The following is a 15,261-nucleotide window of genomic DNA, read 5'->3' on the forward strand; positions in this document are numbered from 1 at the left end:
CAATTATCTTTTCTATTTCTTTAAGCAAATTTGTTGGTATTTTCCTAAATTCACAATGAAATGGATAAACTGATCAATTTAAAAATGCAAAAATATATCAGAAAAACCTTCCATTATTTTTGTTTGATCAATTATCCAGATATAAAAAAATGCGACAAATTATAGTTTTTTTGTGAATACTGTCTGTGCATATTCCATGGTCTATAAAACCCTAGCGAAGACCAAATAATATCTCCACCTTTAGTCATCATAACGCTTCCTCTTGATCGCAATTGTTGAGGCATAAATATTATTTTTGCCTTGTTGTTGCATGTTTGGTTATGCATTAAACGTGTCTGAATAAGAATATCTGCCTCTAAGCATTGATCTATTTCTCTCTGTAAAACCATAACTTTTAATCCATTCTCTAATAAAGACGTACATACATAACGATCACAAATAAATTGTCCGTGAAACGAAGGACCATATTTTGTGGGTTTAATCGTTTCATTCAAACGAAACGACTTTTTCCATATGGATGTCGTAAATTTAGAAATATGGTAACGATCAGTATATAATTTTTTATCATGGATAACGCCTACAAGACGCATATTATCGGCTATAATCAATTGTATAGGTGAATGCATTACACAAATAAACATACCAGCTAAGATAAAAAGACTAAAAAAGAGTCTGATAAGTGTTTTGCAAAAAGTCAATCCAACCAAACCTATACTTAATAAAACCAACGCAGATGACGGCATAAAACCAGGATTTAAATCAGGAGAAATAGCCTTGATAGTCTGTGCAATCTTTATTACAAGATCAATGCCAAACCCCATAATTTGAAGAGGGAACCATTCAAATCCTCCTAACATTGCAAGAACTGCCATCAACCCAAAAGGGATAACCAAAATTGAGATGATAGGCAAAGCGAAAGCATTACTAAGAATACTCAAAGATGCCGTATTAGAAAAATGATAAGCAGCATAAATTCCACTTGCACTCCCTGCAATAAACGAAGATACACATATTGAAAGTATCGATAAGAAAGTAAAATTGATCATTCCTCCTTCAACATAAGAAGGGGCTGTTTTTCTTTTACGAAAAAATGACCGTCCACTCCACCAATCAAAAAAAGCAATTAAAGCAGCTGTTGCTGAAAAGGACATTTGAAAACTAGGGCCTAATATTTCATGGGGTCTAATCGCTAGAGTTATCAACCCAGCAATAGAAAAATTACGCAATGTTACAGCAGAGCGATTACACAATATAGCAATCAACATAACCGCAATCATCACAAAACTTCTTTGTGCTGATATTGCTAAACCCGACAAGAGCAAATAAAAAGCTGTTATCATAAACGCAACGATAGCAGCAAATTTTTTACTGGAATAATAAGAAGAAAAAACTGGAAAAAGTGCCAAAAAACTACGGATACTCAAAAGAACTATGCCACTCAACAGAGCCATATGCAAACCTGATATTGATAAAATATGGGCCAATCCAGCCGTACGTAACGCTTCATTTGTCTCATTTGAAATGCCAGCACGATGTCCTGTTATGAGAGCCGCTGCAACACTCCCTTTTTCTCCCTCAAGAACCAATCGGATTCTTTGTGTTATCTTTGTACGTAAACTTTCAACTTTCTGTAGAACGATAGCGAATATTGCTTCAGGCGTTGCAACGGATATTTTTCTTGGTTTTCCTAAATAAACGCCTTGAGCCCCAATTCCTTTAAAATAATTATGAAAACTAAAATCGTAGCCTCCTGGACGCACCGGCCCAAAGAACGCACGAAGCTTAACTTTTCCATACAGGCCATCACCAATTGCTAATCCAGATGGCAAATATCTTGCCGATAAACGAACACGATGAAGACTACGGCGTAATATAGGCTTTTCTGTATTCAAAACATCCAAAACTAAACGAAATTCCCCTTTGGTTCCTGATTCAATAGAAACAATTCTTCCCGTCAATGTGGTGACAATATCACTGCTTAACATGGGTGTTGCAATACGCCAGGTTTCTATTTTGGCAGCCAAAGCCCCCAATACGAGACAAAACAAAAAAATCGTAGGAATCCACATTTTTCGATAAAAATGTGCAATATAGAATATTCCCAAAAAAATACTGACCAACGTCCCCAATTGTCCCCAACTTGGCTCCTGTTCTAAATGAAAATAAAAAATGATTCCTAGGGAAAAAAAGAATAAAGTTAGCGAAAAAAGGATACCAAAAGAAACTTCTTTATTAACACAATCCACTAACCATTCTCTAACAAATTTTAAGAACACCAATAAAAAAAGCTTTTGTTGGTTATAACGGCCATTCTTGGCATCATCGCATCTAGAAAAAATACCCCGCCCTATTTGACACAGCTTTTTTCTTTCTGTAACAGATTTTGCGGATAACCCTTCTTTTTTACTTTGATGAAACATCCGCCCCCCACTTTTAACTCGCAATGCAGCTATTGCACACCGCGTCACCTATGCTAACATAACCTTTCTATAAAGTTCCATAAGTAATATCTCAATTTAAAGGAAAATATTCGTGTCTGTTATTACTCGTTTTGCCCCCTCACCCACAGGCTTCCTTCATATTGGTGGCGCTCGTACGGCTCTTTTTAATTGGCTTTATGCAAAACATACCGGTGGAAAAATGCTTTTACGCATTGAAGATACAGACCGAGAACGCTCAACAGAAGCCGCTGTAAAAGCTATTATAGATGGCTTGCACTGGATGGGGCTTAGCTATGATGGTCACCCTATTTCACAATTCGAACGTGCAGAACGTCACCGCCAAATCGCCGAACAGTTGGTCAAAAATGGCAAAGCATATTATTGTTATGCCTCACCTGAAGAGTTAGCTGAAATGCGTGAAAAAGCCCGTGCAGAAGGATGCCCACCACGTTATGATGGGCGTTGGCGCGACCGTGATCCTTCTGAAGCTCCTCAAGGTGTCAAACCTGTTATTCGTATCAAAGCCCCTGAAGATGGAGAGACGATTGTACATGACCGTGTTCAAGGGGATATTCGTTTTCCTAATAAAGATTTAGATGACTTTATTATTTTGCGTTCTGATGGTTCGCCTACCTATATGCATGCTGTTGTCGTTGATGATCATGATATGGGGGTCACCCATATCATACGGGGTGATGATCATCTAACCAATGCTGCCCGACAAACGATCATCTTTAAAGCGATGGGATGGGATATTCCTGTTATGGCCCATATTCCCCTTATCCATGGTGAAAACGGTGCAAAATTATCAAAGCGGCATGGTGCGCTCGGTGTTGATGCTTATCGAACAATGGGATACCTTCCTGCTGCTTTGCGCAATTACCTTGTCCGTTTAGGATGGAGTCATGGTGATGACGAACTTATGTCACTTGAAGATATGATTTCTTGGTTTGATATTGAAGATATTAACAAAGGTGCTGCTCGTTTTGATCTCAAAAAGCTCGATTCCATCAACGGACACTATATGCGCATGAGTAAGGATCAAGAACTTTTTGATGCCGCTCTTGATATTTTACCAGAAACAGATAGGGGGACACAGATTATTGAAAGACTTGATAAACAACGCTGTGCTCAATTTTTCAAAGCAATCCCACATTTGAAAGAACGTTCAAAAAACCTGTGCGAACTAATTGATAATGCCTCCTTCATTTTTACGCAACGGCCATTACAACTTGATGAAAAAGCACAAATGCTCTTAGATAAAAATGGACAAACCATTTTAAACGATCTTTATCTTGCCTTAAAAGCTTGCCCTTCTTGGGATACAAAAGTCCTCGATGAAACTCTTCGCTCTTATCTCCAAACACAGAATCTCAAATTTGGATCTATCGCCCAACCACTTCGTGCAGCTCTTACAGGATGTACTACATCGCCAGGTGTTTTGGATGTGCTTATTTTATTGGGACGTGATGAATCTCTTCATCGCATCAAAGACCAGCTTATTACAACCATAGGTTTATGATGTATTCTGAATATATCTTCTCAAATAGGTATCTATGGAGATATCTCAACGCGATCTAAAAGATTTTTTTATGTTATATCATTGAAATACAGTTTTTATTGAGTAATAATGATCGATAAGAAAATATTTTAGATTGCATATGCTCACTTTTAGAGGCAATCTACCTTTAATATAAGTAAGAAAAGCTTCAATTATACATCTCCACTCTGATGAAGCAGAGTCTTAATTTTTAGAAAGAGAAGGATCTGAAAGGAATACCGAATGTCTGAGAATAACGCACATATTATTGTGAATGATAAAAAAGTAGAGCTTCCCCTGCGTAAAGGCACGAGTGGACCTGATGTCATCGAAATTGCTTCTCTCTACAAAAAAACCGATACTTTTACTTATGACCCTGGTTTTACTTCCACGGCTTCTTGTGAATCAAAAATTACTTATATTGATGGCGATAAAGGGATATTGCTTTATCGTGGATATCCTATCGACCAATTGGCTGAAAAGGGAGACTTTCTCGAAAGTTGTTATTTGCTCCTTTATGGGGAACTCCCAACACAGCAAGAAAAAAATGACTTTGATCGACGTATCATGCAGCATACCATGGTCCACGAACAGTTTTCACGCTTCTTCCACGGCTTTCGTCGTGACTCGCATCCTATGGCCGTCATGGTTGCCTGCCTTGGCGCTATGTCTGCATTCTATCACGACTCTATTGATATTACAGATCCTCAACAGAGAATGATCGCTTCTGTTCGTCTTATCTCAAAAGTTCCAACACTTGCTGCTATGGCCTATAAATATAGTATTGGACAAGCATTTGTTTATCCACGCAATGATCTTAGTTATGCTGCAAATTTTCTTCATATGTGCTTTGCTGTTCCTTGTGAAGAATATAAAGTAAACCCTGTGCTTGCGCGAGCGATGGATCAAATCTTTATTCTTCATGCAGATCATGAACAAAATGCTTCTACATCTACGGTTCGTCTCGCTGGATCATCGGGTGCTAATCCGTTTGCTTGTATTGCAGCCGGTGTTGCATGCCTTTGGGGACCAGCACATGGTGGTGCCAATGAAGCATGTCTAAAAATGCTGCAAGAAATAGGTTCTATTAAAAGAATTCCTGAATTTATTGCACGTGCAAAAGATAAAAATGACCCTTTCCGACTTATGGGCTTTGGACACCGTGTCTATAAAAATTATGACCCCCGTGCAAAAATCATGCAAAAAACCTGTCATGAAGTTTTAAAAGAGCTCAACATTCAAGATGATCCGCTTCTTGATATTGCAATAGAACTTGAAAAAATTGCCTTAAGTGATGAATATTTTATTGAGAAAAAGCTTTATCCCAATGTTGATTTTTATTCCGGTATTACATTAAAAGCTCTAGGCTTTCCAACTGAAATGTTTACTGTTCTTTTTGCATTAGCACGCAGTGTCGGATGGGTAGCACAGTGGAAAGAAATGATTGAAGACCCTGCACAAAAAATTGGTCGCCCTCGACAACTCTATACAGGTCATGCTATGCGTGACTATGTTTCTATAGATAAACGTACAAACTAAAAAATAAATCATTCAATAAAGCTTCAATTTCCTGAAGCTTTATTGAAAGTGAGCAAAAGCGTCCTTTAAGAATTTTTATAATACCTTATTTTAAAACTCTTTTTACAGAGATAACATCACTATAAAAGTTTATAAAAAAATTCTAACTTTTGACTCAATGCGTAAACTGAGAGAGTACTCATTAAAAAAACAAGCCAAACATTTAGCAAAAAAATTGATTTTATAATTCTCATTATCCTTTAGATAAGCATATTTATTGTGTCGTATAAAAAACTAATCACATATTTAAATTGAGCAATGTTAAAGTTTCACTCTCTATCTTCCCCAAAATAAAAAGGCTTACTTTAAGTGTGTTTTTATCTACCAAAAACTTCCTATCCTTCTTAAAAACAATGAAAAAGAAATGAAATATACTCTTAAAGTTTTCTATACAAAATGATATTTTTTGATAGGAATCATTTAAAAAATCATTTCGATAATGATTGTGTCTTGTGCAACTATTCACCTTAACATAATCGGTTAAAATTGTGCTTTTTTACAAAAGATTTCACGAATATTAGAAAATAAATTTATTTTTATATCATTAATATTGAAATATTTTATACAAAAGTTAAGAATTGAAATTATCTTTATATTTAAATCAATAATTTTTCTTTTAAAGAGCAATTATTGATTTAAATAGAGTTATTAAAACTCATCCTATCATAAACAAAAACTTTCCTTCTTTTTTGTATTTCTTTTCCCATATTGGATACGAATAAATCATTTTTTTGATTATAATATCCAGCATAATAATCTAAAATAAACAGCAATAAATTTTTTACATTGCTCCAAAAGAGCTTACAGATTATACAAATGCATGGTGGTTTCATATTTGCCCGCTTATTGAATAGGAGAACATAATGAGATTATTAGCAGGAGCTCTTATAATAAGCGCAACACTGTTTACCTTATCAGCCAATTCTCAAACGCTGAAGATTGCAAGTGATGCTTCTTATCCTCCCTTTAGTTATATTGATTCAAATAATGAGCTTAAAGGATTTGATATTGATATATCTTATGCCCTTTGTAAAAAAATGAATGTTGAATGTACCATTGTCACGCAAGACTTCGAGGGAATGATTCCTGGCCTTCTTGCCAAAAAATACGATGCGATTGTTTCTTCCCTTTCTCCTACAAAAGAACGCTTACAAAAAGTTGATTTTACAGATCCTTACTACAACACAGTACTGGCTGTCATAGTTACCAAAGATTCAGAAATTAAAGACATTTCAACAAAAAGTTTTAGGAGTAAAAATCTTGGTGTACAATCGAATACAACACAAGCTGCCTATGCAGAAGACCACTATGCTTCTGAAGGTGCAAATATCAAGCTCTATCCTACAGCAATAGAAGTTCATCGTGATCTTTTAAGTCATCGGCTTGATATCATCATCTTTGATAAAGTAAAGGCATTAAATTGGCTTGAAAATGAAGGAAAGGATTGCTGTAAACTGCTAGGAACTTTGGAAGAAACAAAATTCCCTGTCGCAATTGCACTGCATAAAAATAATAATGATCTTAAAAATAGTTTTAATAAAGCAATAGAAGAGATACGCGCCGATGGAACCTATGAGGAAATTATGAGAAAATATTTTACATTCAATATCGATTAAAATTGAATCTTTTCAAGAAACATCTTTTAACTTTTTGTTGTGTAGAAGAGATCGTTAGAAATTCAGAGTTCTTATCAAGAGAACTCACATTTATAAAAAAATAATTTCTAATTGTTTCTCGATAATGAGACATTATATAGAATCTGAGGATGACAATAGAGTTTTATCTTCAATCCTATCAAGATTTTTTTTTAGGTTCAAATTGAATAGCCTTATTTTTCGAGAGAAACTCTCAGCTTTTACTCATGAAGTGATTCAAATCGATTATTTCATGCAAATTGAGCTATCATAAAAGCAATAAGATATTTATTCTTCTTTAAATCAATAAAAAGATAATTTTTTTGATAATAATATCCAGCATAATAATCGTGATAAATTTTTTGCATTGCTCCAGAAAAGCTTACAGATTATAAAAACGTGACGATTTCATATTTGCCTGCTTATCCAATAGGAGAACATCATGAAACTATTAGCAGGAGCTCTTATAATAAGCGCTGCGCTATTCACCCCATTGGCTGATGCGAAAACATTAAAAATCGCCAGTGAAGGCACTTATCCTCCCTTTAGTTATATTGATTCAAATAACAAACTACAGGGATTTGATATTGATATATCTTATGCTCTTTGTAAAAAAATGAATGTTGAATGTACGATTGTCACGCAAGATTTTGAGGGAATGATCCCTGGGCTTATTGCGAAAAAATATGATGCTATCGTTGCTTCCCTTTCTCTCACACAAGAGCGCTTACAAAAAATTGACTTTACAGCCCCCTACTACGACACAGCACTGGCTGTGATTGTTACCAAAACTTCAGGAATCAAAGAACTTTCGACACAAGGCCTTAAAGGCAAGAATCTTGGTGTGCAATCAAATACAACACAGGCTTTCTATGCAGAAGACCATTATGCCTCGAAAGAGGTGAAAATAAAACTCTATCCTTCCACAATAGAAGTGAACCGTGACCTTTTAAATCATCGACTTGATGCGATTATTGTTGATAAATTACAAGCATTAAATTGGCTTAAAAATGAAGGAAAAGAGTGCTGTTTCCTCCTAGGAACCCTAGAGGAAACAAAATTTCCTGTTGCAATTGCACTGCGTCAAAATGATAATAATTTAAAAAATAAGTTCAATGAAGCAATAAAAGAAATCCGTTTGGATGGAACTTATGAGAAAATTATGAGAAAATATTTTACCTTCGATATCGATTAAATATCACTATAATATTTAAATGAAATCCGCTGGCTATTTCTAAAAAATATTATCTAACTCTTTCAAGAGGAACACAAAAATGATTGAAAGTTTAGCATTGCTATCATTTAGCAATGGGGGATGGGGAATGGTTATACTTTCTAGTGCAGGAATGACATTGTCATTAGCATTATGTTGTGGCCTTCTAGGACTTCCTCTAGGGCTTCTCAATGCAATGATGATTCGATCCAATATTAAGATAGCCAAAACTATGGCACGTCTCTTTTCAACAGTATTTCGTGGGCTACCAGAGCTTTTGACCTTATTTTTAGTGTACTATGGATTACAAAGCCTTATTCAAAATGCCTTTGACTATTTTAATCTTGAAGTCATGTTCAGTATTAATGCTTTTGTTGCTAGTGTTCTTGCACTCAGTATGGTTTTTGCTGCCTTTTCTTGTGAAGTTTGGCTTGGAGCATTTAACATTTTTGATAAAGGTCAATACGAAGCGGCTAAAGCTTTAGGCCTTTCACGGCCAACCACATTTTTCCGTATTGTCTTCCCTCAACTCATCCGAAATGCCTTACCAGGACTTTCTAATAATTGGCTTACTTTACTGAAAGATACATCCCTCGTTTCAACTATCGCACTTGTCGACCTCATGCGACAAACGAATTTAGCTGTCGCTGCAACCAATGAACCCATGTTATTTTATCTTGTCGCTTGCTTACTCTATTTATTATTTTCGGCGTTTTTTTCTGCAATCCTACGCCATTTGGAAACATACACTCAAATAGGCTATAAAAAGGTGCTAAGTCAATGATTCCTGAGTGGCTTTATTTCCTTTTCAATCCTGATCTTTTAAACCATTATGGGCCAAGATTTATTGATGGCTTTATTGTTACTATTGAGCTTGTTTCTATTTCTTGTTCTCTTGGTTTTTTTCTTGGTATGCTTATCGCTTTTGCGCGCTTATCAAAGAATAAATTTTTACAATATCTTGCAAATGCTTATGTCTATTTTTTCCGCGGTTCTCCTTTGTTAGCCCAACTCTTCCTTTTTTATTATGGGCTTGGTTCAATGAATAGCTTTTGGCAGCAGATGGGGTTGTGGTGTTTTTTTCAAAGCGCGTGGTATTGTTGTCTTTTTATTTTCACACTCAATTCTGCTGCCTATCAATCTGAGATCTTTAAAGGAAGTTTTCTATCCGTAAAAACTGGACAACGTGAAGCATCAAAAGCTTTAGGTTTAAGCAACTCTGTCACATTTTTTAGAATTATTCTTCCACAAGCAATGATTGTAGCATTACGCCCCTTAGGAAATGAATTGATTTTAATGATTAAATCCAGTGCCATTGCCTCACTTATTACTGTTTATGATTTAATGGGGATTGCCAAACTCACTTATTCACGTACATTCGATTTTCAAGTTTACGTTTGGGCTGCTCTTATCTATCTCTTTATTGTTGAACTCATTCATCGTTTTATTGTTTTTATCGAACAATACCTTTCTCGATATTTACGATAAATAAAATGATTATAAAAAAACTTTACCAAACCCAAATGTTGAATTAATCAATTTATTCATCAATGAAAGAATAAAACAAGATGAATTTAGAAAATAATCGATCGCTCTCTTCCAGTCAAAACCCTGTGATTTCCATTCAAAATCTTAATAAATGGTATGGCAACTTTCAGGTCCTCCATGATATCAACTTTGATGTTCAAGCTGGTGAACGTATTGTTATTTGTGGACCATCCGGATCAGGAAAATCAACATTAATTCGTTGTATTAATCAGTTAGAACAAGCACAAAAAGGTTCAATCTGTGTCCATAATGTTGATATCAATACCGCTCCTGTACAACAACAAAAAAATGTTCTGCGAAAGATAGGAATGGTTTTTCAGAATTTTAATTTATTTCCCCACATGAGTGTTATACAGAATTGTATTTTAGCCCCTATGACAGTTCAAGGGCTTTCCAAACAACAAGCAAAAGAACGGGCAATTCGTTACTTAACGCATGTCGGTATTGAAAAACACTGTGAAAAATATCCTTTACAACTTTCTGGTGGACAACAACAGCGTGTTGCGATTGCTCGTGCACTTTGTATGGAACCTGAAATCATGCTTTTTGATGAGCCCACTTCAGCTCTTGATCCAGAAAGTGTGGGGGAAGTTTTGGAAGTGATGGCGCGATTGGCCGATACAGGGATTACAATGCTTTGTGTAACCCATGAAATGGGCTTTGCACGTAAAGCCTCAGAAAGGATACTCTTTTTAGAAAATGGAAAAATTGTTGAAGATACAGCCTCTGAAATATTTTTTACCAACCCTAAAAGTCAACGTGCTTGTGATTTTCTTGCTAAAATTAAACATTAAACATCAACATATTGATTTATTTATATAATTTTAGTTTTACTTTTTAAAAGAGTGATAATTGTTTGTGCGCCGACAACCCCCGATGGAACTTCAGTTTTCATTTTCTGTTCCACTCCCTCAAAAGCATCGAGTTGCGCTTGGCGCAATAAAGAATTAGATAAAAGTTGCTCTATCTGTCTTGCTAACATGCCAGGACGGATTAATTCATTCAAATATTCCGGAACAATAGGTCTATCAGCAATAATATTTGGAAGAGCAGCACTCCATAACATCATTTTAGGAAAAATGAATAATTTAGAAAAAAAATCAAGTTTATAGCATAGAACCGTAGGAATTTTTGCTAAGGCTAATTCAAGAGAAACCGTCCCATGGGCTGCAAGAGCAACGTCTGCTTGTGCGAAAACACGCCATTTCTCATCTTCACCAACAACAATTTCTACTTTACTTTTCCAGCTCTGCACAAAATCACGGATTCTATCTACCAAATGGGGTAAAGTTGGTAAAATAATCTGTAAATGAGGAATACGTTGTACAAGAATCTCTATTGTTTCTTGAAAAATAGGCATTAAAGAACGAATCTCTAAATTGCGTGATCCTGGTAAAATAACCAATGTAGGCGATGATGTTTGTTGAGCACCCAAATTTCTTTGTTCTACCTGGCGCTTTTTTTCTGACTGTATTCTCAAAAGGGGAGGATATGTCAAAAGACGATGTCCAACATAGGTGGTAGAAGGACCTCCCAAATCCTGCATAACCTTTTCTTCAAAAGGAAAAACCGCTAAAACATGATCAATAAAGCCGCGCATAGCTTTTGCACGCTCTGGCCTCCATGCCCAAACGGTTGGTGCAATATATTTAATAATCGGAATAGAAGGCGCTAAAGCGCGTACCTTTTTTGCAACCCGATGCGTGAAATCAGGACTATCAATAATAATTAAACAATCAGGTTGTTCTTGCGCGATAAATTTGGATAAATTGCGAATATGAAGCAACAACAACGGTAATTTTTTCAATACTTCTTTTAAACCTATTAAAGCAATATCATGAGAATCAAAAAAACTTTTTAAACCTAATGCCTTTAAATGTGTTCCTCCAACACCTATCAAATGAATGTTGCATCCTATCTGTTGTGATAGACTAGAAATTAAATCCGCCCCAAGTAAATCACCAGATTCCTCACCTGCAACCACAGCAATCTTAAAAAAACAATCATTCATGACCAAACTTTTCAAATGTTTCTATAAATAGAGAATATTTGTTGGCTTTTTCTATTGTTGTTTTCACTGATAATATTAGACTTCTATTTGCCTCCACCGCAATACCAGATAAACCACTCTTTGCAATATTCATTATTGTCACAGGACCAATTGATGGCAAATCAACACGATGATCCTGTTGTGGTTTTGCACATTTTACAAGAACACCACCTTTAGGGGGAATTTGCCCTCTTTCTCGCATTTCATAAACACGCCATAACATATTATCAGTTCCCTCAGCGCCCTCTAGGGCAACCACCCTTCCTTGGACAACGACAACGGCTTGCCCAACATCCAATTGACCTAAAAGCTTTGCTGCTTGTGCTGCTAAAAGAATATCTTTTTTCTCTTTCTGCGTCGCACGCCTTACTGTTAAATTAAATTCTATAGGCGCTAAAAGATCTGAGACTATTTCGTGAGCACCGATAACACGAAAGCCGTGCGCTTCAATAACCCGTATAAAAGCTTTTAATAACGCATCATCCCCCCTCCTCAAAGCTCCGATTAACTTAGGAAGAGCTAAAAATGTTGTCCAGTCCAGTCGCAATTGTGTAAGAAGTGGTCGCTTTTTCACGCCACCTGCTAAAACAATATTATAAACGCCAGATTCTTTTAAGATTTTAACGAGTCGCGCTAACTCTACAATTGATAGCTCGCAATGCTCATAGCGATAAAGAACAGAATCAGCCTCACCATGCAAAAGCACAAGAAAAGGATTCTCTCCATTCTTCTCAAGAGCCTGCGCAACAGTAATCGGTAGAACACCACTTCCTGCTATAATAGCAGTACGGCCGGAAAGAACATTTCTGGCACCCCAAATAGGCATTTTTAATCCTTATGTTCTTTTATTCTATCACCTTCAAATTTTGGTGTACAATAAAAACGTTTTCCTTCTTCTCTAATAAAATTAACAACGTCAGCAACCGATGGAGAAGAAGAATAGAAAGAAGCAACATCATTGACACGTTCTTTAAATGGCTTGCTATGATCAAAAAGCATAGAAACCGCATGACGAAGTGCGTGAATATCTTGACGCTTAAGCCCTGCACGCTTCATACCTATAATATTGAGTCCGGCAAGTTTTGCCTGCACACCAACAGCTGTTCCATAAGGAATTAGATCACCTACCAGTGCAGAGACACCGCCGATAAATGCATGATGTCCAACACGAACAAATTGGTGAACAGCAGCACCACCACCGATAATCACATAATCACCAATCGTAACGTGACCAGCAATCATTACGTTATTGGCAAATGTTACATGATTGCCTACATGACAATCGTGAGCAATATGCGCATAACAAAAAAATTGGCAATGATCACCAACAACAGTGACTCCCACACTTGAATCGGAGCCTCTATGCATTGTTACGCCTTCACGAATCGTACAATTTTTACCAATAGAAAGAGTTGTATCTCCCCCTTTATGTTTATTATTTTGCGGCTCTGCTCCCAAAACGGCATGAGAAAAAACCTTACTCTTGGCTCCTAAGGTCGTCTTTCCCATGATTACAACATGACTTGTCAAACTACATTCATCACCAATAACAGCCTCTGAACTAATATGGCAAAATGGCCCAACGCGTACATTCTCACCAAGCTGTGCTCCCTTCTCTACAAGGGCAGTTGGATGGATTCTCGTACCGGACATTTTAAAATTCCCATCAAATATCGTTTATTTTTCTTCAACAATCATCGCAGCAATTTCTGCTTCAGCGACGCGGACATCTTCTACTTTTGCAATACACGAAAAACGCCTCATGCCAGATCTCTTTTTCAAAAGTTGAACATGAATCTTGAGCTGATCACCAGGCATAACAGGCTTACGAAATTTTGCATTATCAACCGTCATAAGGTAAACTAAATTTGTTTGTTTATTGCCTAAATTTAAAAGTGCTATTGCTCCTGCCGTTTGTGCCATAGCTTCTAAAATCAAAACGCCAGGCATAACAGGCTTTGCGGGAAAATGTCCCGTAAAATGTGGCTCGTTAATCGTTATATTTTTAATACCAATCGCTTCTTGTTCACCATCAATATCAACGATACGATCGATTAATAAAAACGGATAACGGTGCGGTAATATCGATAGCAGTTTTTCAATATCAACAGCCTCTAATTTTTTTATTCCTTCCATGCTGATCATGTCAGCTTTTCTCCTTTTTAACTTTTCCCATACTGCGTAATGTTGCTACTTCACGAAACCATTGTTTAAATGGTCGCGCTGGACTACCACCCCATTTTTCACCATCCGGAATGTCATTCATAACACCACTGCGTGCTGCAATCTGAACACCTTTACCTATAACAATATGATCCGCTACTCCAACACTTCCACCAAGCTGAGACATATCCCCTATCGATGTACTTCCTGCAATTCCACATTGAGCAGCAATAAGGCAATAACGACCAATTTTTACATTGTGAGCAATTTGTACAAGATTATCAATCTTGCTTCCTTCTCCAATAACAGTATCTTGAAACGTTCCCCTATCAATCGTGGTGTTCGCACCAATTTCTACATCATCCTCAATAATAACACGACCAAGCTGTGGAATTTTCTCAATTCCAGAGCCCCCTCCCACATAACCAAAACCATCTTGTCCAATGCAAACGCCAGGATAAAGCTGGACTCTATCACCTATTAAAGAACATTGAACAGTTACCTTAGGAGCAATATAACAGTCACATCCAATACGGCAATTTTCACCGATAACAGCTGTAGATGAAACAAGAGTCCCCGCACCAATCTCAACATTTTTACCGATAACAGCTCCCGCTTCAATACACACATCATGGGCAAACTTAGCCGTTGGATGAATATGGGCATGCAGTGAAATGCCCTTGTGCCCAAACCAAGGCATTGGCTTAACAGAATCAGGAAACAAAATACGACCAATCTGAGCAAAATCCCGCTGTGGTGTAGACGTCACTAAAATTGCCATCGTTTCAGGAACTTTAAAAACAATCTCATTCGTACAAAAAACAGCAACAGCAGAACTGTCCAGTAAAGCATCGGAAAACTTCCGATGCTCTACAAAAACAAGAGAACCTTCCACAGCACTCTCAAGCGAAGAAAGATTATTGATAACTTTATGAGAAAACTCTGGATTAAGAAGCTTTGCACCCGTCAACTCAGCAACATTTGCAACTGTCAATTGCCGGGACGGCGTAAAAAAAAATGTATCCGCCATCAAAACACTTTCTCTCCCAGCTTAAGCTCTTCTCTTTAAGTTTTTCCTTCTTAAAACCACTCAA

Annotated in this window: 13 protein-coding genes; 7 read left to right on the forward strand and 6 right to left on the reverse strand. The window is 36.7% G+C overall.

Translation table 11 applies throughout. The features are described 5' to 3' along the window. Positions 1–131 precede the first annotated feature (131 nt). Complete coding sequence (locus FNZ60_RS08070; protein WP_142417083.1) at positions 132–2,420, reverse strand: ComEC/Rec2 family competence protein; 2,289 nt, start codon at positions 2,418–2,420, stop codon at positions 132–134. A gap of 112 nt (positions 2,421–2,532) precedes the next feature. Here FNZ60_RS08070 and gltX point away from each other — a divergent pair, with 112 nt between their 5' ends. The 7 genes from gltX (at position 2,533) to FNZ60_RS08105 (ending at position 10,748) form a co-directional block, all read left to right on the forward strand. Then, positions 2,533–3,963 (forward strand): glutamate--tRNA ligase, encoded by a 1,431-nt coding sequence (gene gltX, locus FNZ60_RS08075; protein WP_142417084.1) that lies wholly within the window; start codon positions 2,533–2,535, stop codon positions 3,961–3,963. Positions 3,964–4,224: 261 nt separating this feature from the next. After that, complete coding sequence (gene gltA, locus FNZ60_RS08080; RefSeq protein WP_142417085.1) at positions 4,225–5,520, forward strand: citrate synthase; 1,296 nt, start codon at positions 4,225–4,227, stop codon at positions 5,518–5,520. Positions 5,521–6,422: 902 nt separating this feature from the next. Further along, entirely contained in the window at positions 6,423–7,175 is a 753-nt protein-coding gene (locus tag FNZ60_RS08085) for a transporter substrate-binding domain-containing protein (protein ID WP_142417086.1), read from the forward strand. Positions 7,176–7,635: 460 nt separating this feature from the next. Then, on the forward strand, positions 7,636–8,388 hold the full coding sequence (locus FNZ60_RS08090) for a transporter substrate-binding domain-containing protein (protein WP_142417087.1): 753 nt from the start codon (positions 7,636–7,638) through the stop codon (positions 8,386–8,388). A gap of 79 nt (positions 8,389–8,467) precedes the next feature. Further along, positions 8,468–9,190 (forward strand): ABC transporter permease, encoded by a 723-nt coding sequence (locus FNZ60_RS08095; protein ID WP_142417088.1) that lies wholly within the window; start codon positions 8,468–8,470, stop codon positions 9,188–9,190. Then, a complete protein-coding gene (locus FNZ60_RS08100; RefSeq protein WP_142417089.1) occupies positions 9,187–9,894 on the forward strand; it encodes an ABC transporter permease in 708 nt (235 codons plus the stop codon). The genes FNZ60_RS08095 and FNZ60_RS08100 overlap by 4 nt, the downstream gene beginning before the upstream one ends. An 80-nt stretch (positions 9,895–9,974) precedes the next feature. After that, complete coding sequence (locus FNZ60_RS08105; protein ID WP_142417090.1) at positions 9,975–10,748, forward strand: amino acid ABC transporter ATP-binding protein; 774 nt, start codon at positions 9,975–9,977, stop codon at positions 10,746–10,748. Positions 10,749–10,768: 20 nt separating this feature from the next. Here the strand turns inward: FNZ60_RS08105 and lpxB are convergent, their stop codons facing one another. Genes lpxB through lpxD form a run of 5 tightly spaced genes read right to left on the reverse strand, consistent with a single transcriptional unit; the run spans position 10,769 to position 15,197 of the window. Beyond that, positions 10,769–11,965, reverse strand: a complete 1,197-nt coding sequence (lpxB, locus tag FNZ60_RS08110) for a lipid-A-disaccharide synthase (protein ID WP_142417091.1) — start codon at positions 11,963–11,965, stop codon at positions 10,769–10,771. Further along, complete coding sequence (locus FNZ60_RS08115; protein ID WP_142417092.1) at positions 11,958–12,830, reverse strand: LpxI family protein; 873 nt, start codon at positions 12,828–12,830, stop codon at positions 11,958–11,960. The genes lpxB and FNZ60_RS08115 overlap by 8 nt, the downstream gene beginning before the upstream one ends. 2 nt (positions 12,831–12,832) lie before the next feature. Next, positions 12,833–13,657, reverse strand: a complete 825-nt coding sequence (gene lpxA / locus FNZ60_RS08120; protein WP_142417093.1) for an acyl-ACP--UDP-N-acetylglucosamine O-acyltransferase — start codon at positions 13,655–13,657, stop codon at positions 12,833–12,835. Positions 13,658–13,681: 24 nt separating this feature from the next. After that, positions 13,682–14,149, reverse strand: coding sequence for a 3-hydroxyacyl-ACP dehydratase FabZ (gene fabZ, locus FNZ60_RS08125; RefSeq protein WP_142417094.1), 468 nt, complete (start codon positions 14,147–14,149; stop codon positions 13,682–13,684). Position 14,150: 1 nt separating this feature from the next. Continuing rightward, the gene (gene lpxD, locus FNZ60_RS08130) at positions 14,151–15,197 is read right to left on the reverse strand and encodes a UDP-3-O-(3-hydroxymyristoyl)glucosamine N-acyltransferase (RefSeq protein WP_142417095.1); all 1,047 of its coding nucleotides are present in this window, start codon (positions 15,195–15,197) and stop codon (positions 14,151–14,153) included. Between the last annotated feature and the right edge of the window lie 64 nt (positions 15,198–15,261).

Origin of the sequence: Bartonella massiliensis (assembly GCF_902150025.1) — a bacterium.
GTDB lineage: Bacteria > Pseudomonadota > Alphaproteobacteria > Rhizobiales > Rhizobiaceae > Bartonella > Bartonella massiliensis.